Here is a 23,500-nt window from a genome sequence, read left to right as displayed (position 1 = left end):
GACCGCGAGATCCGCCGATGCCTCAAGCGCTACATCGCCCGCCAGCTCTACCGTCAGCTCGAACCCGCAGGGGTTGACGAACCATAGGAGCGTCGGACGATCGAGCCGGTCCCCGGCACGTCACGGCCGCACGAGCCGCCAGTCCCGGGTGTGCCGGTACCAGCTGCGACGGGTCACGGGGCGGTCGCCGGGGACGCCGTCGCGGGTCACGAGCACGCCCGGCCGGCACCCCAGTTGCGCGGCACGCCCCGACCGCGTCCTCACCCGGGCGGGCCGCAGGCCGCCGAGGCGGCGCGGACCGGTGACGGTGACCGTGACCCCGCCCGCCGGGTCGGGCGCGACGGCCAGGCCGGCGGCGCTGCCCTGGGCGACCAGGTGCTCCTCGCAGTACACCTCGCCGTGGAACGCGCCGACCTCGTGACGCCCCGCGACGACGCCGCCGTGGTCGTCACGCACCAGCGGCACCTCCTGGGCCGTCCCCTCGCGGGCGAGCGTCACCGCGTCGCCGTCGGTGGGCAGCCCCCAGACCTCGGCGGCCGCCGACCCCGGCGCGGGCAGGACGGCCACCGCGAGGGCGAGGCGCTCGCGGCGCAGCAGGCGCACCAGGACTGCGGCCAGCGCGGCGTCGTCGCCGGCGACCACGAGGCGCCCGCCGTCGGGCAGCGCGTCCAGCAACGGGTCGAGCTCCTGGCGGGCGGGCAGGGCCGGCAGGTCGGCGACGGGGGCCGCGAGGTCGGCCAGCGCCGGGGCCCAGCGCTCCCGGGCGGCGTCCCCGCAGGTCACCGCCTGCAGCACGACACCCCGCGAGGACGAGTCGGGACACACGCGTGGACTACCCTTCCGATGCACGGGGCGGCCTGCACTCCCGTGCGACCACAGGAGTCGAACGTTCAGGGAGTGTCACATGCCGGCCATCGTCCTCATCGGCGCCCAGTGGGGCGACGAGGGCAAGGGCAAGGCCACCGACATCCTCGGTGAGCAGGTCCAGTGGGTCGTGCGTTACCAGGGGGGCAACAACGCCGGGCACACCGTCGTGCTCCCCGACGGCAAGAACTTCGCGCTCCACCTCATCCCGTCCGGGATCCTGACACCGGGTGTCACCAACGTGATCGGCAACGGCGTGGTGGTCGACCCGGGCGTGCTGCTCGAGGAGCTCGCCGGCCTGGAGGCCAAGGGCGTCGACACGGGCAAGTTGTTGATCTCCGCGGACGCCCACGTGATCATGCCGTACCACGTGGCCATCGACAAGGTGACCGAACGCTTCCTGGGCAAGTCCCGGATCGGCACCACGGGGCGAGGGATCGGGCCGACGTACCAGGACAAGATTGCCCGCGTCGGCGTGCGCATGCAGGACCTGCTCGACGAGAAGCTGCTGCGCGAGAAGGTCGAGGCGGCGCTCGAGCTCAAGAACCAGATTCTCGTCAAGATCTACAATCGGCGGGCGCTGGACGTCGACGAGGTCGCCGACACCGTGCTGGGGCACGCCGAGGGCTTCGCCCACCGCATCGCCGACACCCGCCTCGCGCTGCACCACGCCCTCGAGCGCGGCGAGACCGTGCTGCTCGAGGGCTCGCAGGGCACGCTGCTCGACGTCGACCACGGCACCTACCCGTTCGTGACGTCCTCGAGCCCGACCGCCGGCGGGGCGGCCGCGGGCTCGGGCATCGGGCCGACGCGCATCTCGCGGGTCATCGGGATCCTCAAGGCCTACACCACCCGCGTGGGCTCGGGCCCGTTCCCGACCGAGCTGTTCGACGCCGACGGCGAGTACCTGCGCAAGGCCGGCGGCGAGTTCGGCGTGACCACGGGTCGCAGCCGGCGCTGCGGCTGGTTCGACGCGGTGATCGCGCGCTACGCGGTGCGGGTCAACGGCATCACCGACCTGTTCCTCACCAAGCTCGACGTGCTCTCGGGCCTGGAGAACGTGCCGATCTGCGTGGGCTACGAGATCGACGGGCAGCGGGTCGACGAGATGCCCATGACGCAGGCGGACGTCGCCACCGCGCGGCCGGTGTACGAGACGATGCCCGGCTGGTTCGAGGACATCTCGGGGTGCCGCTCCTTTGCCGACCTGCCGGCCAAGGCGCGCGACTACGTCGAGCGCATCGAGGAGCTCGCCGGGGCGCCGGTGTCGGCGATCGGCGTGGGGCCGGGGCGCGACGAGACCGTCACCCGCGACGTCGGGCAGTAGCGTCGACGTCGGGCAGTAACCTGGAGCGCGTGGGCGCCTGCGAACACCTCCTGACCATCGGTTCCGAGGGTCTGGCCGCCGACCCGGTGCCCGATGCCGTGGCGAACGACGGCGAGACGCTCCTGTGCCCCGACTGCCGCGCCGAGGGCTACACCGCGTGGGCGCACCTGCGCAAGTGCCTCGCGTGCGGGCACGTCGCGTGCTGCGACTCCAGCCCCTACCGCCACGCCTCGAAGCACCACGAGGTCACCGGTCACCCCGTGATGCGCTCGCACGAGCCGGGCGAGACCTGGCGCTGGTGCTACGTGGACCGGCGCCTGGCGCGGTAGCTACGCGACGCCCACCGCCGCCAGCGCGGTGTCCGGGCCGTCGGTGAACACCGCGTCCACGCCGAGCGCGACGTACATCTGGTACTCGCCGAACGCGTCGCCGTAGGTGTCCGCACGCGCACCGGCTCCGCCGCGACGCAGGCCCGCCGGCAGGAACTCGTTCTCGTTGCGGAACGTGTAGGGCATGACCCGCAGGTTCGCGGCCTTGGCGTCCGCCACCAGCGACGTGGGCGCCACGGCGCTGTCGTCGGCGGCGAGCGGGACGATGAGCTCCTTGGCGGGCCCCAGCCAGGTCGCGTAGGTCGCCACGTCGCACAGGCCCTCGGGCCTCACCAGCGTCTCCGACGTGCGCGGGTCACCCGCGGCGACGAGGTCGGCGGGGCGGGTGCCGGGCGCGTCGACGAGCTGCAGCAGCGGGCACGCGACCTCGCGGGAGAGCGCGCGCAGGTTCGTGGTCTCGAACGACTGGATGATCACCCCGGAGTCGGCGCCGTCCCGGCCGCGGCGGCGCAGCGTCTCGACGAGCGCCGGCTCGACGGGCAGCCCGATGCCCGCGAAGTAGGTGGAGTGCTTGACCTCGGGCAGCACGCCGACCGGGCGGCGCAGCTCGGCGGCGAGGCGGTCGAGCAGGTCGAGCACCTCGTCGAACGTCGCGACGCCGAACCGGTCGTCGTACAGCGTGTTGTGCGGGCGCGTCTCCGGGATGCGCTCCCGGGCCCGCAGGGTGCGCAGCTCGGCGAGGGTGAAGTCGGTGGTGAACCAGCCGGTCGCGGCCGTCCCGTCGATCTGCTTGGTGGTGCGGCGGGAGGCGAACTCGGGGCGCGTGGCGACGTCGGTGGTCCCGCCGATCTCGGGCTCGTGGCGCGCGACGAGCACCCCGTCGCGGGTGGGGACGAGGTCGACGTCGACGGCGTCGGCACCCATGCGGATCGCGAGCTCGTAGGCGGCCAGCGTGTGCTCGGGCCGGTAGCCCGAGGCCCCGCGGTGCCCGACGACGAGGATGCGACCGGGCGTCGGGGTGGGTGGGGAGCCGACCGTGGCCTCCGGCGAGATCATCGGCCGCGAGTCTCTCCCGATCTCCGCGGCGCCCGCCACCGGGCGTGACCGACGTCCCGGTGAACGTGTGGTGTCGCCGCACGGGTCCCCCGTGCGAGCAATGCGGCTTTGCTGGCGTTCGACGCCAGGAACGCCACATCCTCGCCGCGCGCCCCGCCCCCGTAGCGTGTCGTCCGTGCGCGTCCTGGTGATCGGTTCCGGAGCCCGCGAACACGCCCTGCTGCTCGCCCTCGCCGGCGACCCGCAGGTCACGGCCCTCGCCGCCGCTCCCGGCAACGCGGGCACCGCGGCGCTCGCCGAGCACCCCGGCCTCGCCGACGCCACCGACCCCGAGCAGGTCGTGACCCTCGCCCGTGGCTGGGGCGCCGACCTCGTCGTCGTCGGCCCCGAGGCGCCGCTCGTCGCCGGCGTCGGTGACGCGCTGCGGAACGCCGGCGTCCCGTGCTTCGGCCCGACCGCGGCGGCGGCGCGCATCGAGGGCTCGAAGGCGTTCGCCAAGGACGTCATGGCCGTGGCGGGCGTGCCCACCGCGCGCAGCGAGGTCGTCGACAACCCGGGCGACCTCGACGCCGCGCTCGCCCGCTTCGACGCGCCGTGGGTGGTCAAGGACGACGGGCTCGCCGCGGGCAAGGGGGTGCTCGTGACCGCCGACGGGGAGGCCGCGCGCCGCCACGCCGCGTCGGTCCTCGAGGCCGGGCACCCGGTGCTGCTGGAGTCGTTCCTCGACGGCCCCGAGGCGTCGCTGTTCTGCGTCGTGGACGGCACGACGGTCGTCCCGCTCGTGCCCGCGCAGGACTTCAAGCGCCTCGGCGACGACGACGCCGGGCCGAACACCGGCGGGATGGGCGCCTACGCCCCGCTGCCCTGGGCGTCGGAGGGCCTGGTGGACGAGGTCGTCGACCGGATCGTCACGCCCGTGGTCACCGAGCTCGCCGCCCGCGGCACCCCGTTCTCCGGCCTGCTCTACGCGGGGCTCGCGCTGACCTCCACGGGGCCGCAGGTGATCGAGTTCAACTGCCGCTTCGGCGACCCCGAAACCCAGGTCGTCCTCCCGCTCCTGCGCAGTTCGGTGGCCTCGTTGCTCGCCGCGGCCGCCACGGGCCGCCTCGCCGAGGAGCCCGCACCGACCTGGTCGCCGGGCGCCGCGGTCACCGTCGTCGTCGCCGCCGAGGGCTACCCGGGGTCGGTCCGCACCGGCGACGTCCTGCGCGGCGCCGACGGCCACGGCGTGCTGCACGCGGGCACGCGCCGGCGCGACGACGGGGCCGTGGTGTCCAGCGGCGGGAGGGTGCTGTCGATCGTCGGGACGGGCGAGGACCTCGAGGCCGCCCGCCGTGACGCCTACGAGCGCCTCGCGTCCGTGCACCTGCCCGGTGGGCACCACCGCACCGACATCGCCCGGGACGCCGCCGCCGGCCGCGTCGCGATGCCCGTCCGCGCCTGACGGATCCCGCCGAACGGCACCTGCCGGGCGACGCGCCGACCTACTCTCGCGCGCATGCCCGACCTCGACCTGGGCCCCGCCGCCCTCGAGCAGGCGCGCCGCGGCGTCGCGACCGAAGCGCGCCGGCTGCCCGCGATGATCGACCAGGTCGTCGTGCCCCGTGGCGGTCTCGGCGACCTCGCCTCCTCCGGGGCGATGCTCGGCGCGCTCGACCGGCTCGTGCGCTCCCTCGATGCCGAGCTCGCCGCCGCCGGGGCCCGCCTCGACGGGGTCGACCGCGCCCTCGACGCCGCGCTCACCGCGATCCGCGCCGGCGACCGCGACGCCGCCGCGTCGCTGAGCGCGGCCTGACGCCGTGGTGGCCTTCGACGCCGTCGGCGAGCTCGCCGCGCAGCCCGGCGGGCAGGAGCTCAGCGCGCTCGTCGAGCGGGTGCGGCGGATCGACCCCGAGGCCCTGCGCAGCACGGCGCGCCGGCTCGGGGCCATGGCCGAGGGCGTCGACGGGTCCCTGGCCACGCTGGGCCGCTGCGCCGAGGAGGTGCGCGCGGCCTGGCAGGGGCGAGGAGCGGACGCGCTGGGCGACTACCTCGGTGCGTTCGACCGCGCGGGCCGGACCACGCTCGACGCGGCGGGCCGCGTGCAGGTGCGCGTCGACGGCGCGGGGCAGCTGCTCGACGGGATGCGCCGCGAGGTGGACGGGCACGTGGCCCGCGGGCTCGACGCCGCCCGCCGCGTGCGCGCCGAGGCGCTCGCCGATCCCGCCCGCGCCTCGATGGCCGACCACCTCTCGGCGCAGGCCATGGCCGAGCCCACGGCGTCGGCCCGCGTCGCCGTCGAGCGCGCCGAGATCGCCCTCGGTGACGCAGCCACCGCCCTCGAGGAACTGGCACGCGACCTCACCGCCTTCTCCCGCCTGCCCACGCCCGATGCGCGCCCGATCGCCCCGCCCGCCGGACAGGGGCGGGCGGGTTGGACACCCGTGAGCGCCGCTGACGCGTCGATCGCGACCGTCCCCGCCCTCGCCGACACCAGCGGCTCCGACGGGGGCACCCGGGGCATCGACCTGTCCGGAGGGTTGTCCGAGGGCTCGTCCGGTTCGTCGGAGGATCTGCCGGACTCGGGGGGCTCGTCGAGCGCTGCGTCCTCCCTCGGGTCGTCGGACAGCGGCGGATCGGGGTCGCGCTCCGGCAGTGGATCGGCAGACGCCGGGTCGGAGGTGGGTTGCGCCGACGCCGACGGCGCCGGGGCACGCGATGACGGTGCCGGCCGCTCGTCCTCGGACGGGAACGGCGGGGTCGAGGGATCCGGCGCCGAGAGTGCTTCGGTTTCCGAAGGACCGGCGTCGTCCGACGGCGGCGCCGACAGCGATACGGGACGATCCGAGGAGGACGCGTCGGTCTCCGACGGGTCGGCGTCGGCCGAGAGTGCCGGCGATCCGGACGGTGGCACGGTCATCGACGGCGGAGTCGGCTCCGGGTCCGGGTCAGGTGCCGGGGATGCTTCGGATTCCGAAGGGAAACCGTCGTCCGACGGCGGCCCAGGCAGCGATACGGGACGCTCCGAGGAGGACGCGTCGGTCTCCGAAGCTTCGACGTCCGCCGAGAGTGCCGGCGGTCCGGATGGTGGGACGGTCATCGACGACGGAGTCGGCTCCGGGTCCGGGTCGGGTGCCGGGGATGCTTCGGATGCCGAAGGGAAACCGTCGTCCGACAGCGACACCTACAGCGACACCTACAGCGACTCCGACAGCGACTCCGCGACGGACACGAAGAGCGGGCCGCCCGGCGAGCCGGAGACCAGCACCGACAGCGCGACGGACCGCGCGCCGGACGGTCATGCGAGCAGCAGCGGTCCGGAGAGCGGTGCCGCCGCCGAGGACGACGCCACCGACGCCACCGACGCCACCGACGCCACCGACGCCACCGACGCCACCGACGCCACCGACGCCACCGACGCCACCGACGCCACCGACGACGCGGACGACGCGGACGACGCCGACGGAGGGTCGGCTGGTCGCGCCGACGCGGCGGACGGGAGTGCCGACACCGATGCGGAGACGGACGCCGACGCGGACGGCGGGTCGGGCAGTAGCGGTGCGTCGGACACCGACGCGGAGACCGGCGTGCCGGGGGCCGAGACCAGCGCCTCGGCGGACACCGACGCCGGGGCCGTGCCGACGGGCGGGCCGCAGGGTCAGGTCGGGGACTGGATCCGCGAGGCGTTGGCGGTGCTGCAGGCCGAGGGCGTCTCGCTGGACGAGATGGACCCCGACGACATCGCCACGATCATCGACCACGAGTCGGGCGGCGACCCCGAGGCCGTCAACAACTGGGACTCGAACGCCGAGAAGGGCACGCCCTCGCAGGGGCTCATGCAGACCATCGGGCCGACGTTCGACTCGTACAAGCTCGAGGGCCACGGCGAGATCACCGATCCGGTCGACAACATCATCGCGGGTGTCCGTTACGCCATCGACCGGTACGGCTCGGTGTCGCAGGTGCCGGGTGTCGTGGCCCTCGCGCGCGGCGACGCCTACGTCGGCTACTGACGCGACGGATCGTCCGGAACCGCACCCACCGCGACGGCCCGCGCCCTACCGTCGACCCCATGGGCGACATCGTCTACGACACCGACGCCCTCGAGCAGGCGCGCACCGTGCTCGCGGGCGAGGCGGCGCGGACGCCGGGGCTGGGTGACCTCCTCGCGGCGATGCCGGGCCCCGACCTCGGTCGGCTCGACGCGTCCCGTGCGGTGGGGGACGCGATGGCCACGCTGACCCGGGCGCTCGTCGCCGAGCTCGAGGCCGCCGGGCAGCGGCTCCGGGAGGCCGAGAAGGCCCTCGACGTGGCGACGCACCGCGTGCAGGGGACCGACCGGGCGGGGGCGGCGGCGCTCGCGCCCACCGGGAGCTGAGCGTGCCCGCCGACCCGGAGGCCGAGCTGGCGGCGGAGCCCGCGGCCGCCGAGCTCGCGGCCCTCGCGGCCCGGGTCCGGACGGCCGACCCGGGCGCCGTGCACGCGGCGGCGGCGCAGGTCCGCGCGATCGGGGAGGGCCTCGGCGACACCGTGCACGCCGTCGACCGAGGCGCGGCCGCCGTCGCGGGCCGCTGGCGGGGCGAGGGCGCGACCGCGTTCGGCGACTGGGTCCGGGCGTTCGGGGCCGCCGGCGGGCGCGACCGGGAGGTGATCGCCGCGGCGGGGAGCGCGTTGGACCGCGTCGGCACGGTCCTCGGGGAGCTGCGCCACGAGGTCGACCAGCAGGTGGGCCGCGCCGTCGCCCTCGCCGGCGCCGCGCGCGCCCGGGCCGCCGGCGTGCCCGACGCCGACCGCCTGGCGGCCGACGCCCTGCGCGCGCCCACCGAAGCCGTGCGGGCAACGATCCGGCGTGCCGAGGCCGAGCTGCGCACCGTCGCGACGACGCTCCGCGGGCTCGCCGAGGGCCTCACCGCCTACGCCGACCTCCCGCGCCCCGAGGCCACGACCACGCCCGGCACGACCACCGCGCCGACGAGCCGCCCCGACCCCCCGCGGCGGTCCCGTCCACCGGTCGAGGACGAGTCGAGGGCCGGGTTCGGGAGCGCTGCTCCTGAGGGCCGGGTCGACGACTGGATCCGCCGCGCCCGGGCGATCCTGCAGGCGGCGGGCGTTCCGCCGGAGAGGATGGACCCGGGGGCCGTCGCCACGATCATCGAGCACGAGTCGGGCGGCGACCCCGAGGCCGTCAACACCTGGGACTCGAACGCCGAGAAGGGCACGCCGTCGCAGGGGCTCATGCAGACGATCGCGCCGACGTTCGAGGCCCACAAGCTGCCCGGACACGACGACATCCGCGATCCGGTCGACAACATCATCGCCGGCGTCCGGTACGCGATCGCCCGGTACGGCTCGGTCTCACGGGTGCCCGGGGTGCTGGCAGAGGCCCGCGGCGACCCGTACGTCGGCTACTGACGCAGACCTAGGGTGTCCGGGTGACGACTCTGGCGCGCCTCGGCCCGGCGGTGCGGGCGACGGTCCCCCCGTTCCACGTCATGGACGTGTGGGCCGCGGCGACGGAACGAGCCCGGACGCACGGCGACCTCGTGAACCTGTCCGCGGGACAACCCTCGACGCCCGCCCCGGTCGACGTGCGGAACGCCGCCAAGCGCGCCCTGGACGAGCAGATCCTCGGCTACTCGGGCTCGCTCGGCACCCACGAGCTCCGCGAGGCGATCGCCGGGCACCATCGCACCCGCTACGGCGACGACACCGTGGGGGCCGAGGACGTCGTCGTCACCACCGGCGGCTCGGGCGGCTTCCTGCTGGTCTTCCTCGCCGCGTTCGACGTCGGCGACACCGTGGTGCTCGCCCGTCCCGGCTACCCCTGCTACCGCAACATCCTCGCCGCCCTGGGCTGCGAGGTCGTCGAGCTGCCGTGCGGGGAGGAGACGCGGTTCCAGCCGACGGTGGCGATGCTCGAAGCTCTCGACCGGCCGCCGAAGGGCCTGGTGGTCGCGAGCCCCGCCAACCCGACGGGCAGCGTCATCGAACCCACCGAGCTGGCCGCGCTCGGGCGGTGGTGCTCCGAGCACGGCGTCCAGCTGGTCAGCGACGAGATCTACCACGGCATCGAGTACGGCTCGGGGGAATCGGCCCCGCCGACCGCGAGCGCGTGGAGCACCTCGCACGAGGCCGTCGTCGTCACCTCGTTCTCCAAGTACTGGTCGATGACCGGCTGGCGCCTCGGCTGGCTGCTGGTGCCCGAGCGACTGCGGCGTGCGGTCGACGTCATCGCCGGCAACTTCACCGTCTGCCCGCCCGTCCCCGCCCAGTACGCCGCGCTCGGGGCGTTCACCGACGCCTCGGTGGCCGAGGCCGACGGCCACGTCGAGCGCTACGCCCTCAACCGGCGGCTGCTCCTCGACGGGCTCCCACGCCTCGGTCTGGCCCGGCTCGCGCCCGCCGACGGCGCGTTCTACGTCTACGCCGACGTCGCGCACCTCACCGATGACACGCTGGCCTTCGGGCAGCGGATGCTCGCCGAGACCGGCATCGCCGTGGCGCCGGGCGTCGACTTCGACCCGGTCGACGGCCACACCTGGATCCGGCTGTCGTTCGCGGGCGCGACCGCCGACATCCGCGAGGCACTGGACCGCCTGGAGCGGTGGCTGCCGACGGTCGGCCGAGGGCTCTAGGGTCCCGCCATGGCCGACGATCCCGACACCGAGCCGCGGCTGGAGGCCTGGGAGCGGCGCGCCGACCTCCCGCTGACGGTGCTGTCGGTGTTCTACCTGCTGGTCTTCGCGGTGCAGGTGCTCGCCACCCGCCCGGGCCAGACGTGGTGGGGGCTCCTCGACGCCACGTTGTGGGCACTGTGGGGCGTCTACGTCGTCGACTACGTCGCCCGGATCGGGCTGGCCCGCCGCCGGCTGCGGTTCATCGTCCGCCACCCGCTGGACCTGCTCGTCGTCGCCGCGCCGTTCCTCCGGTTCCTGCGCCTGCTTCGCCTCGTCGCCGCGATCGCCACCCTCAACCGGGTGCTGCGCGACGACTTCCGCGGTCGGGTGGGCAGCTACCTGATCGTCAGCGTGAGCCTGCTGTCGTTCGTGGCGGCGCTCGCGGTCTTCGAGGCGGAGCGCGACGCCCCGGACGCCTCGATCGTGACCTTCGGCGACGCGCTGTGGTGGGTGCTCACGACGATCACCACCGTCGGCTACGGCGACCTGTACCCGGTCACCACCCAGGGACGCCTCGTCGCTGCCGGGCTGATGATCGCGGGGATCGCCGTCCTCGGCACGGTCACCGCGGCCATCGCCACGTGGTTCCTCGAGCAGATCGGGGCGCGGGATCCGGCCGAGGCGCTCCCCGGCCGGGCCGCCGGGGCGGCCGACCCGCCCGATCCCCCGGGGACGGACCTCGGCGCCGGCAACCCCGCGCCCTCCCCCGTCGCCGCCCCGTCCGGCGAGGTCGGCGAGCTTCTCGCCGAGATCCGGTCGCTCCGGTCGCGGCTGGAGCAGCTGGAGGACCGGGAGCAGGCGCCCCGGTAGGTCAGGCGGGGACGTCCACCGATGCCGCGCGCTCGAGCACGGCGTCGATGTCGTCGTCACCGACGTCGCGGTGCGTCACGAACCTCACGCCCGGCCCGAACGGCACGGCCCGCACGCCGGCGGCGGCCAGCGCGGCGACGACCCCCGCGGGGTCGCCGGCGGGAACGAGCACGATGTTGGTGTCGGGCGCGATCACGGGCCAGCCCAGCGCGGTGAGCCCGTCGGCCAGGCGGGCCGCGCGGGCGTGGTCGGCGGCGAGCCCGTCGCGCTGGTCGAGCGCCACGAGGCCGGCGGCCCCGACGACCCCGCCCTGGCGGACGCCCCCGCCCAGCATCTTGCGCAGCCGCCAGGCCTCGTCGACGAAGGCGGCCGAGCCCGCGACCAGCGAGCCCATCGGGGCGCCCAGGCCCTTCGACAGGCAGACACTGACCGTGTCGACGCCCTCCGTCAGCGCCGACGGCGGGACGTCGAGCGCCGCCGCGGCGTGCCAGAGGCGCGCGCCGTCGAGGTGCACGGCCAGCCCCGCGTCGCGGGCCGCGCCCACGAGCGCACGGTGCTCGGCGACCGGGGTCACCGAGCCACCGGCGCCGTTGTGGGTGTTCTCCAGGCACAGCAGCGTGGTGCGCAGCGCGAAGTACGGTCCGGCCGGCGCGGCGGCGGCGGTGACCGCGGCGGGGGTGGGGCGGCCGGCACCGGCGTCGTGCTCGAGCGCGACCGGCAGCCCGCCCGCCAGCCACGCCGACGTGCCCAGTTCGGCCTCGAGGACGTGGGCGCTCGCGGGTGCGAGAAACCTGTCACCGCGTGTCAGGTGGTGCATGAGCGCGATGGTGTTGGCCATGCATCCGGTGGGCGTCCACAGCGCCGCCTCGACGCCCAGCAGGTCCGCGACCCGGTCCTGGAGCGCGGCGAGGGTGGGGTCGCCGTCGAGGACGTCGTCACCGACGTCGGCGGTGGCCATCGCCTCGCGCATGGCGGGCGACGGGCGGGTGACGGTGTCCGAGCGGAGATCGATGCTGCGCATGTGTGCGATCCGGGTCGTCACGGCGACCGGGACCACTCACGTGGCGGAGCCATCATCGGGGCAGCTTCACCACCGTCACGAAGAAGTCGTCGATCTGCCGGATGACGTCGATGAACCGCTCGAAGTCCACCGGCTTGGCGACGTAGGCGTTGGCGTGCAGGTTGTAGCTGCGCAGGATGTCCTCCTCGGCCTGCGAGGTCGTCAGCACCACGATCGGGATGCTGCGCAGGGAGGCGTCGTTCTTGACCTCCTCCAGCACCTCGCGGCCGTCCTTCCGCGGCAGGTTGAGGTCGAGCAGGATCAGCCCGGGCCGGGGCGCGTCGGAGTACTCGCCCTCGCGGCGCAGGAACGCGAGCGCCTCGACGCCGTCGGCGACGACGTGCAGCTGGTTGCGCAGCTTGTGGTGCTCGAACGCCTCCTGGGTCATGAGGACGTCGCCGGGGTCGTCCTCGACGAGCAGGACGTGGATCTCGTCGACGGGATCGGTCACGGGGCGGCCTCCGCGGCGGGGTCGGGTTCGGGGTCGGGTTCGGGGTCGGACAGCACGGGCAGTGCCACGACGAAGGTGGTACCCGACCCGTCGGTCGGCTCGAGCCACATCTGGCCCTCGTGCCGCTCGACGATCTTGCGGCACATCGCCAGCCCGATGCCGGTGCCCGGGTAGGCGTCCTTCGCGTGCAGTCGCTGGAAGATGACGAAGATGCGCTCGGCGTACTCGGGGTCGATCCCGATGCCGTTGTCGCGGAACCGCAGCAGCCAGCGCTCGGTGGTTGCGTCGGGGTCCCGCTCGGCGTCCACCCGCACCTGCGGCGGGTCGTCGCCGCGGAACTTCAGCGAGTTGCCCAGCAGGTTCTGGAAGACGGTCGTGAGCAGGGCAGGGGCGCCGAGCACGCGGGGCAGCTCGCCGCGGGTGACGCTGCCGCCACTCTCGTCCAGCGCCCCGGCGAGGTTCTCGACGGCCCGGTCCACGAGCTCACCGAGGTCCACCGGTTCCATCGCGTCGCCCTGCCGCCCGACGCGGGAGAAGGCGAGCAGGTCGTTGATCAGCACCTGCATGCGCTTGGCGCCGTCGGTGGCGAACTCGATGTACTGGTCGGCGCGCTCGTCGAGCTGTCCCGCGTAGCGGCGCTGCAGCAGCTGGCAGAAGCTCGCGACCTTGCGCAGCGGCTCCTGCAGGTCGTGCGACGCCACGTAGGCGAACTGCTCGAGGTCGGAGTTGGAGCGGGCGAGCTCGCGGCCGCGGGCGTCGAGCTCCTGGCGCGACCGCTCCGTGTCGGCCAGCTCGCGGACGATGAGCACCCGCATCGCCTCGACGTCCTCGGCCAGCTCGGTGATCTCGCGGGGCCCGGCGGTGCCGACGTGGTGCTCGAGATCGCCGTTGACGACGTGGCGGACCTCGCTCGCGAGCCGGTGCGTCGGCACCACGACGACGCGACGCAACCAGGCGAGCAGCACCGCGACGCCGAGCGCGATGACGACGAGGGTGACCGCGCCCAGCACGGTGATCGTGTCGGCGGCGCCGCCGAGGGCGTCGCGGGCGTCGTCGCGCAGGACGAGCAGGCGGTTGCGCTGGGCGTCGAGGGCACCGCGGACCCGGTCGAACGCCGCCTTGCCGACCTCGACCGGTGGAGCGGGCGCACCCTGCGCCGCGGCGGCCAGGGCCGGCTCGGCGTACACCGTGCGCCAGGTGGCCGTGGCGCTCTCGACGGCGTCGAGCTCGGCGAGCGCCTCGGGTCGTCCCGCGAGCAACGTCCGCAGTTCAGCGGTCGTCCGGGCCTCGTCGGCCCGGCCACGCTGGTAGGGCTCGAGGAGGTCGGCCTGCGGCGCCAGGACGAAGCCGCGGACGCCGGTCTCCTGGTCGATGGCGGCCGCCTCGAGCTGCTGTGCGGTGAGCAGCGCGGGGTCGAGGCGGTCGACCAGCTCGACGCGGTGTCGATCGAGGGTCGCGAGGCCGACGATCCCGACGATCGCGGCGGCCACGAGCAGGACCGCCAGGGCGCTGCCGGTGACCACGAGGATGCGCAGCAGCGACCAGCTGCTCAGGCCCTGCCGCACACGGCGCCGGGGGCGGGGCAGCGGTGCCGGGCCGTCGTCGGACCGCGGGGTGTCGGCGGCCGGCGGAGCGCCGGGGGAGACGTCGGTGGGCGCGCTCACCGGTCGCACACCAGCAGCACCGCGGCCACGTCGTCGGTCTGCGCGGTCGACAGCGATCGCACCCGCTCCATCACACCGTCCAGCATCACCCCGGGGTCGTCGCGCCAGGGCTCCGGGCCCGCGGTGACCTCGCGCAGCAGGTCCATGAGCCCGTCGGTCCACAGCACGTCGCCGGCCGGCTGGCGGCCCTCGATGAGCCCGTCGGTGTAGAGCAGGAGGGTCCACTTGGGCGGGAGCTCGACCTCCAGCGGCGCCCAGGCGCTGCCGGCGCCGACGCCCAGCGGCATGCCGAGCCGCGCGTCGGAGAGCATCCGTGTGTCGTCGCCCTCGCCGATGAGCGCGGGCGGCGGGTGGCCGGCGAGCCGCAGCGTCATCCGCGTGCGGTCGGGCTCGACGGTGGCGGTCGCCAGCGTGGTGAACAGGGCGCGGTTGTTGCGCTCGTGCACCAGCAGCTCGTGCATCGTGGGCAGCACCCGGTCGGGGTCGATGCCGCTGAGCACGAGCGTCCGCCAGGCGATGCGCAGGCTCACCCCGAGCGCGGCCTCGTCGGGCCCGTGCCCGCAGACGTCGCCGATGACGGCGTGCAGGGTGCCGTCGGCGCCCTCGACGACGTCGTAGAAGTCGCCGCCCAGGAGCGTCTGCTCGGTGCCGGGCTCGTAGCGGGCGATGATCCGCAGCGCGGGGTCGGCGAGCAGCGGGGTGGGCAGCAGCCCGCGCTCGAGGCGGGCGTTCTCGTCGGCGCGCAGGTGGGCGTCGCGCAGCGCCCGGCGTACGCGGTCGGCACGGCGGCGCTCGACGGCGTAGCGCACGGCCCGGGCGAGCGTCGGGCCGTCGACGGCATCCTTGACCAGGTAGTCCTGCGCGCCGACGCTGACCGCGTCGGCCCCGAGCTGCTCGTCGCGCCGGCCGGTGAGCACCAGCACGGCCGGGCCCTCGGCGCGCAGCAGCCGGCGCAGGCCCTCGAAGTCGTGCGCGTCGGGCAGGGCGAGGTCGAGCAGCACGCAATCGGGCCCGTCGGGGTCGACCAGCGACTCCTCGGCCTCGGCCAGCGAGCGCGCGCGGTGGAGGTCGACGGTGAGGGCGGCGTCGGCGAAGTGCTCGGTGACGAGGAGGGCGTCGGCGTCGTCGTCCTCGACGAGGAGGACGCGCAGCGGCGCGGAGGCGTCCGGCTCCACCGGCTCCATGGGCCCTCCTCCCTGCCTCGCGTCCAGGAGAGACGGTAGTCGCCGGGTCTGCCCGCTCCTCCCGCGGCCGCAACCCCTGCTCCGGGCGGGGCCGTAGGCTCGGCCCGGTGAGTGCCGCGATGGTCCCGAACGTGCTCGCCGGGCGGTACGCCTCGCCGGAGCTGACGGCGCTGTGGTCACCCGATCGCAAGGTGGTGCTCGAGCGCGAGCTGTGGATGGCCGTGCTGTCCGCGCAGCGCGAGCTGGGCGTCGACGTGCCCGACGGGGTCATCGACGACTACCGGGCCGTCGTCGACCGGGTGGACCTCGCGTCCATCGCCGCCCGCGAGCGCATCACGCGCCACGACGTCAAGGCGCGCATCGAGGAGTTCGACGCGCTCGCCGGCCACCAGCACGCCCACAAGGGCATGACCAGCCGCGACCTCACCGAGAACGTCGAGCAGCTGCAGATCCGGGACTCGCTGCGCCTCGTCGCGGACAAGACCGTCGCCGTGCTCGCCCGCCTGGCCCGGCGCGCCGGCGAGCACGCCGAGCTGGTCATGGCCGGGCGCAGCCACAACGTCGCCGCCCAGGCCACGACGCTGGGCAAGCGCTTCGCCACCGCCGCCGACGAGACGCTCGTGGCGCACCGGCGGGTCACCGAGCTGATCGAGCGCTACCCCCTGCGCGGGATCAAGGGCCCCGTGGGCACGGCGCAGGACATGCTGGGGCTGCTCGGGGGCTCCGCGGAGAGGCTCGCGGAGCTGGAGCGCCGGGTCGCCGCGCACCTGGGCTTCACCGAGGTGCTCACCAGCGTCGGGCAGGTCTACCCCCGCTCGCTGGACCACGACGTGCTCTCCGCGCTGGTCCAGCTCGCGGCCGGGCCCTCGTCGCTGGCCACCACCATCCGGCTCATGGCCGGCCAGGAGCTGGTCACCGAGGGCTTCCGCGCGGGCCAGGTCGGCTCGAGCGCCATGCCGCACAAGATGAACACCCGCTCCTGCGAGCGCGTCAACGGGCTCGCGGTGGTGCTGCGGGGCAACGCGGCGATGGTCGCCGAGCTCGCGGGCGCGCAGTGGAACGAGGGCGACGTCTCGGACTCCGTCGTGCGCCGCGTGGCCCTGCCCGACGCGTTCTTCGCGATCGACGGGCTGCTCGAGACGATCCTGACCGTGCTCGACGAGTTCGGCGCCTATCCCGCGGTGATCGCCCGCGAGCTCGACCGCTACCTGCCCTTCCTCGCGACGACGGCCGTGCTCATGGCCGCGGTACGCGCCGGGGTCGGGCGCGAGACGGGACACGAGATCATCTCCGAGCACGCGCGGGCGGTGGCGCTCGACATGCGCGAGAAGGGCACCGAGGGCAACGACCTGCTCGCCCGGCTCGGCACCGACGCCCGCCTGGGTCTCTCGTCCGCCGACCTCGACGCGGCCGTGGGCGACCCGCGGGCCTTCGTGGGGGCCGCCGGCGCGCAGGTCGCGGAGATCACCCGCCGGGTGGAGGCGCTCGTCGCGGCGCGTCCCGACGCGGCCGCCTACACCCCGGCCCCGATCCTCTAGCCTCCGCGCCCGTGGTCGCGCTCAGCACGTACCGGCACCTGGCCTCCGGCAAGGTCCGGGACCTCTACGAGGTCGACGACGAGACGCTGCTGCTCGTCGCGTCCGACCGGATCTCGGCCTACGACCGCGTGCTGTCCACGCCGATCCCGGACAAGGGCCGGGTGCTCACGGCGATGAGCGTGTTCTGGTTCGGGCTGTTGGGCGGGGCGGACGTCGCGACCCCGCCGCTGGCGCACCACCTGATCGCGGCGCGCGACGAGCGCATCCCCGAGGAGGTCCGGGGCCGGGCGCTGCTCGTCCGGCGCCTCGAGATGATCCCCGTCGAGTGCGTGGCCCGGGGCTACCTCGCGGGCTCGGGCACCACCGACTACCAGCGCGACGGCGCGATCTGCGGGGTGCCGCTGCCCGACGGGCTCGTCGAGGCGAGCATGCTGCCGACCCCGATCTTCACGCCGGCCACGAAGGCCGCGCAGGGGGAGCACGACGAGAACGTCAGCTTCGAGCACGTGGCCGCGACGGTCGGCGCCGACCTCGCCGGCGCCCTGCGCGACCAGACCCTCGCGGTCTACGCCCGCGGATCGGCCTACGCCGCCTCGCGGGGGTTGATCCTCGCCGACACGAAGCTCGAGTTCGGCCTCTCGCCCGACGGTGCGCTCGTCCTCGGGGACGAGGTGCTCACGCCCGACTCGTCGCGGTTCTGGCCCGCCGAGGGCTACGCGCCCGGCCGCCCGCAGCCCAGCTTCGACAAGCAGTACGTGCGCGACTGGCTGACCTCGCCGGCCTCGGGCTGGGACCGTCACTCCGGCGAGGCGCCGCCCCCGCTGCCCGACGACGTGGTCGAGGCCACCCGGCAGCGCTACATCGAGGCCTACACCCGTCTGACGGGCCACCACTGGCCGCCGGCGCTGTAGGCGCCGAGCTGCGGCGACGGCCGCGTGAGGGTGTCGTCCCCGCGAGCCGCGGTGTTCACCCCCCGGTCGCGAGAAGGGCACCTCCGACTGGCCTCATGGGGACGTGCACGAGACGACCCCGCGCCTGCTGGTCTCGGTGTCCGGGCTCCTCCCCGGGGCGCCGCTCGACGCCGCCGTCGCCCTCGCCGACGCCCTCGACGCACGCCGCGTGCCCCTGACCCTCCTGGTCGGCCCGCGGCCGCACCCCGAGGTCGTCGCGTGGGCCTCCGCCCGCCGCCGGGTGGGCGACGCCGCGCTCCTGCGCGGCACCCGCGAGGAGGGCGCCGGGTCGCGGCGGCCCTACCGCCGGCTGCCCGCCCACGAGGCCGGCCTGCGGCTCACCGCCGCGCTGCACGCGCGCGACGCCCTCGGCCTCGCCGTCGACGGGTTCGCGGCGCCGGGGTGGTCGACCTCACCGGGCACCCGCCGTGCGCTCGTCGCGGCCGGCCTCGGATGGTGCGTCGACGACACCGGGGTGCACCGCCTCGGCCTCGGCGGCGCCACCGTCCGGTCGTGGCACGGCCCGGTCGTCACCGCCGCGCCACGGCGCACCCTGCGGTGGCGCCCGTCCCGCCCGGAGCCCGTGCTGTGCCACCTCGCGCTGGACGCGCGGACCCCGCTCGCGCGCGCCGGCGCTCTGATCGACGAGGCCCTGGCCGCCGGCGCCACGCCGCTCGCGTCCTCGGAGATCGTCCCGCCCCGGGTGAGGGGCCTGCGGCCCACGTGAGTGATCCCGGTCGCCATCACGACCCCGGATCACTCACGTGGCGAACGCCACCCCTCGCGGCGCGATGCGGACCTCGGTGCCCTCGGGGGCGAGGTTCGAGAACAGGTTGTAGTGCAGGTCGGGGTTCGCGAGCACGGCCTCGTGGATCGGCACCGCGAGGGGCGGCGCCACGGCGCGCAGGTAGTCCACGGCCTCCGAGGCCTTGAGCCACGGCGCGGCGGTGGGCAGGAGCAGCACGTCCGGGGTGCGCTCGGGCACGGTGAACGCGTCGCCGGGGTGCAGCACCGTCCCGTCGAGCAGGTAGCCGTTGTTCGCGATGCGCGGGATGTCGGGGTGGATCACCGCGTGGTCGCCGCCGAGGACCTCGACCGTCGTGCCGCCGACCGAGAAGGTCTCGCCGGGCTCGCGCACGGTGTGGGCGATGTCGCGCTCGCGCAGCTGCTGCGCGGTGCCCGGGTCGACGACCAGCTCGGCGTCCGGGTTCTGGCCCAGCAGCGCCGGGAGCTTGTCCAGGTCGAGGTGGTCGAAGTGCTGGTGGGTGATCAGGATCGCGTCCAGCCCCTGGAGCGTCTCGTAGCCCGAGGAGAAGGCGCCGGGGTCGAACAGGATGTGGGCCGAGCCGGTGTCCGCGACGACGCAGGCATGACCGAGGTGCACGAGTTCCACGCCACCCGAGTTCCCCCCTGCGCGGCCGGTAACCTGGGACGCGTGGCCCGCGTGATCGTCGACGTCCTCCCGAAGGCCGAGATCCTCGACCCGCAGGGCCAGGCCGTGGCCCGCGCGATGGGTCGGCTCGGCGTGTCCGGCGTCGCCGACGTGCGCCAGGGCAAGCACTTCGAGCTCGAGGTCGACGACACCGTCGACGACGCCGAGCTCGAGCGGATCGCCGGCACGCTGCTGGCGAACCCCGTGATCGAGGAGTGGGTCGTGCGGAGGGTCTCGTCGTGACCGCGGGGTTGCGCATCGGGGTCATCACGTTCCCGGGCACGCTCGACGACGTCGACGCCGCCCGGGCGGTGCGTCGCGCCGGCGGCGAGCCGGTGGCGCTGTGGCACGACGACGCCGACCTGCACGGTGTCGACGCCGTGGTCGTGCCCGGCGGGTTCTCCTACGGCGACTACCTGCGCGCCGGCGCGATCGCCGCCCGCTCGCCGGTGATGGGCCCCGTCGTGGAGGCGGGCCGCGCCGGGATGCCGGTGCTCGGTATCTGCAACGGCTTCCAGATCCTCTGCGAGGCCGGGCTGCTGCCCGGCGCGCTGGTGCGCAACCAGGGCCTGCGGTTCGTCTGCCGCGAGGTGGGGCTGCGCGTCGAGGCCGACACGGCGTGGACGTCGTCGTTCACCGTCGGCCAGGAGCTGCGCGTGCCGTTGAAGTCGGGCGAGGGCCGCTACGTCGCCGACGCCGCCACGCTCGACGAGCTCGAGGGCGAGGGCCGCGTGGTGTTCCGCTACAGCGAGCCCGCGCCCAACGGCGCGCTGCGCGACATCGCGGGCGTCAGCTCGGCCGACGGACGCGTCGTGGGGCTCATGCCCCACCCCGAGCACGCCATCGACGACCTGACGGGCCCGAGCACCGACGGGCTGGGGCTGTTCACCTCGGTGCTGGCCCAGCTCGCGACGGCGTAGCCGCCGCCTCCGTCGACGGGCACGCGGAGCGCCACCGATACAGCACGCCGAGGGAGCGCGTGGACGCGGCCGGCTCGGCGGACCTACGGCAGCAGGGTGACGCGGAGCTCCCACAGGTCGGCGTAGACCATGAGCATCTGCCCGCCGAGGTGCAGCACGAGCCCGCGCATCTCGTCGGGACGCTCGAGGTGGGTCAGCAGGCGCGAGACGTCCTCGAGCGCCTCGCCCACGACCTCGGCGAACGGGGCCTCGCGCGAGACGTCGTGGCCCCCCGGCTCGGCCGGCTGGGCCGCGGGCAGCAGCGGCACCACCGTGTCGCCCCGCGCCCCGGGCGCGAGGGCGAGCACGACGACACCGCCGGCGCCGTCGTCGAGCAGGAACTCGAGCATCCCCCGCGTGTCGTCCACGTGGGGGCGCACGCTGTCGGGGACGCGGCCGGCGAGCTCGAGGTCGTGCCGGCGGACCCCGACCAGCTCGCGGTCGAGCACCAGACGGAGGCGGGCGAGGCCGTCGGCCACATCCCGGTCGGGTGCCGTCCCGGACGCGGAGCCGGGCGCCGAGGAGACGGAGGCGGTGGTCATGGCTCCACTATGTATCGAGGGTCCGACACCCCCGGGGATTGGCCGACACGCCCGCGCCGTGTCGCGGTGAAACGACCGCGTTGGACCATGAACGGACAACCGATCGAGCGAACGGTCTAGCGTGTTGCCGCCGAGTGGTGGTGCACACGGTGGGCGTGTGGTCGACGTCGGTCGGTGGACACGGTGATGTCAGCCGGTCGTGGTTTCGTGACCGCCTGTCGTGGGTACGAGCGCGCTCGGCGCGGCCCCGGGCGTCGGGAGACGGCGCTCATGGGCGCGGGACCGGTACCGCTCGGCGTCCTACCCTCGTGGGGTGACGGTTTCCCCGGTCCCGGCCCCCGTGGACCCCGCGCCGCCCACGGCGCCCCCGCTCCCGCCGCTCGACGACGTCGACCACGCCGCCGCGACCCCCGACCAGTCCCAGCCGCACGCCGCGCTCGGCCTGCGCGAGGAGGAGTACGCGCGCATCCGCGAGATCCTCGGCCGGCGCCCCACCGAGGCCGAGCTCGCCATGTACTCGGTGATGTGGTCCGAGCACTGCTCCTACAAGTCCTCCAAGGTCCACCTGCGCCGCTTCGGCGAGACGACCACCGAGGCCATGCGCGCCCGCCTGCTGGCCGGCATCGGCGAGAACGCGGGCGTGGTCGACGTCGGTGACGGGTGGGCGGTCACGTTCAAGATCGAGTCGCACAACCACCCGTCGTACGTCGAGCCCCACCAGGGCGCGGCCACCGGCGTCGGCGGCATCGTGCGCGACATCATGGCGATGGGCGCCCGCCCGGTCGCGGTGATGGACGGGCTGCGCGTGGGCCCGCTCGACGCCCCCGACACCGGCCGCGTGCTGCCTGGCGTGGTGTCCGGTGTCGGCTTCTACGGCAACTGCCTGGGCCTGCCCAACATCGGCGGCGAGGTCGTCTTCGACCCGAGCTACGCCGGCAACCCGCTGGTCAACGCGCTGTGCGTCGGCGTGCTGCGCCACGAGGACCTGCACCTGGCCTTCGCGTCGGGCACCGGCAACAAGATCGTGCTCTTCGGCGCCCGCACCGGGCTCGACGGCATCGGCGGCGTCTCGGTGCTGGCCTCGGAGACCTTCGACCGCGCGGACCCCACGCAGGCCCCGAGCCGCAAGAAGCTCCCCAGCGTCCAGGTGGGCGACCCGTTCGCCGAGAAGGTGCTCATCGAGTGCTGCCTCGAGCTGTTCGGCGCCGGGCTGGTCGTCGGCATCCAGGACCTCGGCGGCGCCGGGCTGTCCTGCGCCACCAGCGAGCTCGCCAGCGCCGGCGACGGCGGCATGCAGATCGACCTCGACGCCGTCCCGCTGCGCGCCGAGAACATGACGGCCGCCGAGATCCTCTCCAGCGAGTCGCAGGAGCGGATGTGCGCGGTGGTCACGCCCGAGAACGTCGACGCGTTCATGGCGGTGTGCCGCCGCTGGGACGTCACCGCGACCGTCATCGGCGAGGTCACCGACGGCGACCGCCTGCGCATCACGCACCAGGGCGCCACGGTGGTCGACGTGCCGCCGCCCACGGTCGCCCACGACGGACCGGTCTACCAGCGGCCGTACGCCCGCCCGGACGACCAGGACGCGCTGCAGGCCGACACGGTCGCCCGCCACCCGCGCCCGTCGGGGCCGGCGGCGATCGCCGAGCAGGTGCGCACCCTCGTCGGCTCGCCGGCGCTCGCCTCGCGGACGTGGGTCACCGAGCAGTACGACCGTTTCGTCCGCGGCAACGTCACCTCCGCGGCGCCCGCCGACGCGGGCGTCGTGCGGGTCGACGAGTCCAGCGGCCGGGGCGTGGCCGTGTCGATCGACGCCAACGCACGGTTCTGCCGGCTCGACCCGCGGGCGGGCGCCCAGCTCGCGCTGGCCGAGGCCGTGCGCAACGTCGCGTCCTCGGGCGCGGTGCCGGTGGCGGTCACCGACTGCCTCAACTTCGGCTCGCCCGAGGACCCCGGCGTCATGTGGCAGTTCGCCGAGGCGATCGCCGGGCTGGCCGACGGCTGCGTCGCGATGGGCCTGCCCGTCACCGGCGGCAACGTCAGCTTCTACAACCAGACCGGGAACACGGCGATCCTGCCGACGCCGGTGGTCGGGGTGCTGGGCATCCTCGAGGACGTGACGCGGGCGGTCCGGTCGGGGTTGGGCCCGGAGGGTCACGCGGTGTGGCTGCTCGGCGAGACCCGCGACGAGCTCGACGGCTCGACGTGGGCGGGCGTGGTGCACGACCACCTGGGCGGGCTCCCGCCGCGCGTCGACCTGGCCGCCGAGGCGCGCCTGGCCGCCGTGATGGCCGACGCCGCCGCCGACGGCCTGCTCTCCGGCGCCCACGACCTCTCCGACGGCGGCCTCGCGCAGGCCCTCGTCGAGGCGGCGGTGGCCACCGGACGGGGCGCGCGGATCGCCCTGGCCTCCGGCCCCGACGGCCTCGACCCCGCCACCGTGCTGTTCTCCGAGTCGGCGGCACGGATGCTGGTCACGGTGGCCCCGGGTGACGAGGCCGAGCTCGCCCGCCGCTGCGCCGAGGCAGGCCAGCCAGCCGCACGCCTGGGCGAGGTCGGCGGGGACGCGCTGCGGATCGAGGGCGTCGACCCGCTGCCGGTGGACGAGCTCCGCGCCCTCGGCGACGCGACCCTCCCCGCGGCCCTGGACTGAGGCGGCCCGAGGACGCAGCGAA

The 23,500-nt window shown here is 75.1% G+C and carries 23 protein-coding genes; 15 read left to right on the top strand and 8 right to left on the bottom strand.

What is annotated here, in order from left to right:
• Window positions 1-120 precede the first annotated feature (120 nt).
• Window positions 121-795 (bottom strand): hypothetical protein, encoded by a 675-nt coding sequence (locus C8D89_RS25995; protein ID WP_243418388.1) that lies wholly within the window; start codon window positions 793-795, stop codon window positions 121-123.
• Window positions 796-904: 109 nt separating this feature from the next.
• On the opposite strand from C8D89_RS25995, the gene C8D89_RS25990 reads away from it, so the two are divergent.
• Both C8D89_RS25990 and C8D89_RS25985 read left to right on the top strand, forming a co-directional pair.
• Window positions 905-2,191, top strand: coding sequence for an adenylosuccinate synthase (locus C8D89_RS25990; protein WP_116711036.1), 1,287 nt, complete (start codon window positions 905-907; stop codon window positions 2,189-2,191).
• A gap of 29 nt (window positions 2,192-2,220) precedes the next feature.
• Window positions 2,221-2,520 carry a UBP-type zinc finger domain-containing protein gene (locus C8D89_RS25985; protein ID WP_207787438.1) on the top strand — a complete coding sequence of 100 codons (300 nt, stop codon included), beginning with the start codon at window positions 2,221-2,223 and terminating at the stop codon, window positions 2,518-2,520.
• Here the strand turns inward: C8D89_RS25985 and C8D89_RS25980 are convergent, their stop codons facing one another.
• Window positions 2,521-3,576 carry a glycerophosphodiester phosphodiesterase gene (locus C8D89_RS25980; protein WP_116711049.1) on the bottom strand — a complete coding sequence of 352 codons (1,056 nt, stop codon included), beginning with the start codon at window positions 3,574-3,576 and terminating at the stop codon, window positions 2,521-2,523.
• A gap of 175 nt (window positions 3,577-3,751) precedes the next feature.
• Between C8D89_RS25980 and purD the strand changes: the two genes are divergently transcribed.
• The 7 genes from purD to C8D89_RS25945 all read left to right on the top strand — a co-directional run bounded on the left by purD (window position 3,752) and on the right by C8D89_RS25945 (window position 11,042).
• A complete protein-coding gene (purD, locus tag C8D89_RS25975) occupies window positions 3,752-5,020 on the top strand; it encodes a phosphoribosylamine--glycine ligase (protein WP_116711035.1) in 1,269 nt (422 codons plus the stop codon).
• A gap of 54 nt (window positions 5,021-5,074) precedes the next feature.
• Window positions 5,075-5,371, top strand: coding sequence for a hypothetical protein (locus tag C8D89_RS25970; protein ID WP_116711034.1), 297 nt, complete (start codon window positions 5,075-5,077; stop codon window positions 5,369-5,371).
• 4 nt (window positions 5,372-5,375) lie between these two features.
• Window positions 5,376-7,568, top strand: a complete 2,193-nt coding sequence (locus tag C8D89_RS25965) for a transglycosylase SLT domain-containing protein (RefSeq protein ID WP_116711033.1) — start codon at window positions 5,376-5,378, stop codon at window positions 7,566-7,568.
• 59 nt (window positions 7,569-7,627) lie between these two features.
• Window positions 7,628-7,933, top strand: a complete 306-nt coding sequence (locus tag C8D89_RS25960) for a hypothetical protein (RefSeq protein WP_116711032.1) — start codon at window positions 7,628-7,630, stop codon at window positions 7,931-7,933.
• Between the two features lie 2 nt (window positions 7,934-7,935).
• Window positions 7,936-8,967 (top strand): transglycosylase SLT domain-containing protein, encoded by a 1,032-nt coding sequence (locus tag C8D89_RS25955; protein WP_116711031.1) that lies wholly within the window; start codon window positions 7,936-7,938, stop codon window positions 8,965-8,967.
• A gap of 80 nt (window positions 8,968-9,047) precedes the next feature.
• On the top strand, window positions 9,048-10,190 hold the full coding sequence (locus C8D89_RS25950; protein ID WP_116711048.1) for a pyridoxal phosphate-dependent aminotransferase: 1,143 nt from the start codon (window positions 9,048-9,050) through the stop codon (window positions 10,188-10,190).
• Window positions 10,191-10,199: 9 nt separating this feature from the next.
• Window positions 10,200-11,042, top strand: coding sequence for a potassium channel family protein (locus C8D89_RS25945; RefSeq protein WP_116711030.1), 843 nt, complete (start codon window positions 10,200-10,202; stop codon window positions 11,040-11,042).
• 1 nt (window position 11,043) lies between these two features.
• On the opposite strand, the gene C8D89_RS25940 is transcribed toward C8D89_RS25945, so the two are convergent.
• From C8D89_RS25940 to C8D89_RS25925, 4 genes are read right to left on the bottom strand one after another with little or no spacing between them, the layout of a single operon-like run.
• A complete protein-coding gene (locus C8D89_RS25940; protein ID WP_116711047.1) occupies window positions 11,044-12,063 on the bottom strand; it encodes a threonine aldolase family protein in 1,020 nt (339 codons plus the stop codon).
• Window positions 12,064-12,115: 52 nt separating this feature from the next.
• Window positions 12,116-12,553, bottom strand: a complete 438-nt coding sequence (locus tag C8D89_RS25935; protein WP_116711029.1) for a response regulator — start codon at window positions 12,551-12,553, stop codon at window positions 12,116-12,118.
• On the bottom strand, window positions 12,550-14,217 hold the full coding sequence (locus C8D89_RS25930; RefSeq protein ID WP_165825949.1) for a sensor histidine kinase: 1,668 nt from the start codon (window positions 14,215-14,217) through the stop codon (window positions 12,550-12,552). Before C8D89_RS25930 ends, C8D89_RS25935 begins: the two co-directional genes overlap by 4 nt.
• The gene (locus tag C8D89_RS25925) at window positions 14,214-15,401 is read right to left on the bottom strand and encodes a PP2C family protein-serine/threonine phosphatase (RefSeq protein ID WP_116711027.1); all 1,188 of its coding nucleotides are present in this window, start codon (window positions 15,399-15,401) and stop codon (window positions 14,214-14,216) included. Before C8D89_RS25925 ends, C8D89_RS25930 begins: the two co-directional genes overlap by 4 nt.
• Before the next feature lie 119 nt (window positions 15,402-15,520).
• Between C8D89_RS25925 and purB the strand changes: the two genes are divergently transcribed.
• From purB to C8D89_RS25910, 3 genes are all read left to right on the top strand, one after another.
• On the top strand, window positions 15,521-16,939 hold the full coding sequence (purB, locus tag C8D89_RS25920) for an adenylosuccinate lyase (protein WP_116711026.1): 1,419 nt from the start codon (window positions 15,521-15,523) through the stop codon (window positions 16,937-16,939).
• 11 nt (window positions 16,940-16,950) lie between these two features.
• Window positions 16,951-17,850: a phosphoribosylaminoimidazolesuccinocarboxamide synthase gene (locus C8D89_RS25915; protein ID WP_116711025.1), complete on the top strand. Its 900-nt coding sequence runs from the start codon at window positions 16,951-16,953 to the stop codon at window positions 17,848-17,850.
• 103 nt (window positions 17,851-17,953) lie between these two features.
• Window positions 17,954-18,616 carry a polysaccharide deacetylase family protein gene (locus C8D89_RS25910; RefSeq protein WP_116711024.1) on the top strand — a complete coding sequence of 221 codons (663 nt, stop codon included), beginning with the start codon at window positions 17,954-17,956 and terminating at the stop codon, window positions 18,614-18,616.
• 33 nt (window positions 18,617-18,649) lie between these two features.
• On the opposite strand, the gene C8D89_RS25905 is transcribed toward C8D89_RS25910, so the two are convergent.
• Window positions 18,650-19,282, bottom strand: coding sequence for an MBL fold metallo-hydrolase (locus tag C8D89_RS25905; RefSeq protein WP_116711023.1), 633 nt, complete (start codon window positions 19,280-19,282; stop codon window positions 18,650-18,652).
• A 42-nt stretch (window positions 19,283-19,324) separates the two neighbouring features.
• On the opposite strand from C8D89_RS25905, the gene purS reads away from it, so the two are divergent.
• Both purS and purQ read left to right on the top strand, forming a co-directional pair.
• Window positions 19,325-19,564, top strand: a complete 240-nt coding sequence (purS, locus tag C8D89_RS25900; protein ID WP_116711022.1) for a phosphoribosylformylglycinamidine synthase subunit PurS — start codon at window positions 19,325-19,327, stop codon at window positions 19,562-19,564.
• Window positions 19,561-20,241, top strand: coding sequence for a phosphoribosylformylglycinamidine synthase subunit PurQ (purQ, locus tag C8D89_RS25895; RefSeq protein WP_243418387.1), 681 nt, complete (start codon window positions 19,561-19,563; stop codon window positions 20,239-20,241). The genes purS and purQ overlap by 4 nt, the downstream gene beginning before the upstream one ends.
• A gap of 83 nt (window positions 20,242-20,324) precedes the next feature.
• Here purQ and C8D89_RS25890 read toward each other — a convergent pair whose 3' ends face one another.
• The gene (locus tag C8D89_RS25890) at window positions 20,325-20,822 is read right to left on the bottom strand and encodes a hypothetical protein (protein ID WP_116711021.1); all 498 of its coding nucleotides are present in this window, start codon (window positions 20,820-20,822) and stop codon (window positions 20,325-20,327) included.
• Window positions 20,823-21,135: 313 nt separating this feature from the next.
• Here C8D89_RS25890 and purL point away from each other — a divergent pair, with 313 nt between their 5' ends.
• On the top strand, window positions 21,136-23,478 hold the full coding sequence (purL, locus tag C8D89_RS25885) for a phosphoribosylformylglycinamidine synthase subunit PurL (RefSeq protein ID WP_423717280.1): 2,343 nt from the start codon (window positions 21,136-21,138) through the stop codon (window positions 23,476-23,478).
• The last annotated feature ends 22 nt before the right edge of the window (window positions 23,479-23,500 follow it).

This window comes from Actinomycetospora cinnamomea (assembly GCF_003096675.1).
GTDB classification, from domain to species: Bacteria; Actinomycetota; Actinomycetes; order Mycobacteriales; family Pseudonocardiaceae; genus Actinomycetospora; species Actinomycetospora cinnamomea.
Note: the sequence above shows the minus strand (reverse complement) of the source record. Positions and strands in the feature narration are given on the sequence as shown.

Coding starts and splice junctions, on each gene's coding strand:
- purB (WP_116711026.1), top strand. CDS start 15,521: ATGGTCCCGAACGTGCTCGCCGGGCGGTACGCCTCGCCGGAGCTGACG.
- C8D89_RS25925 (WP_116711027.1), bottom strand. CDS start 15,401: ATGGAGCCGGTGGAGCCGGACGCCTCCGCGCCGCTGCGCGTCCTCCTC.
- C8D89_RS25980 (WP_116711049.1), bottom strand. CDS start 3,576: ATGATCTCGCCGGAGGCCACGGTCGGCTCCCCACCCACCCCGACGCCC.
- C8D89_RS25960 (WP_116711032.1), top strand. CDS start 7,628: ATGGGCGACATCGTCTACGACACCGACGCCCTCGAGCAGGCGCGCACC.
- C8D89_RS25970 (WP_116711034.1), top strand. CDS start 5,075: ATGCCCGACCTCGACCTGGGCCCCGCCGCCCTCGAGCAGGCGCGCCGC.
- C8D89_RS25990 (WP_116711036.1), top strand. CDS start 905: ATGCCGGCCATCGTCCTCATCGGCGCCCAGTGGGGCGACGAGGGCAAG.
- C8D89_RS25950 (WP_116711048.1), top strand. CDS start 9,048: ATGGACGTGTGGGCCGCGGCGACGGAACGAGCCCGGACGCACGGCGAC.
- C8D89_RS25945 (WP_116711030.1), top strand. CDS start 10,200: ATGGCCGACGATCCCGACACCGAGCCGCGGCTGGAGGCCTGGGAGCGG.
- C8D89_RS25940 (WP_116711047.1), bottom strand. CDS start 12,063: ATGCGCAGCATCGATCTCCGCTCGGACACCGTCACCCGCCCGTCGCCC.
- C8D89_RS25890 (WP_116711021.1), bottom strand. CDS start 20,822: ATGACCACCGCCTCCGTCTCCTCGGCGCCCGGCTCCGCGTCCGGGACG.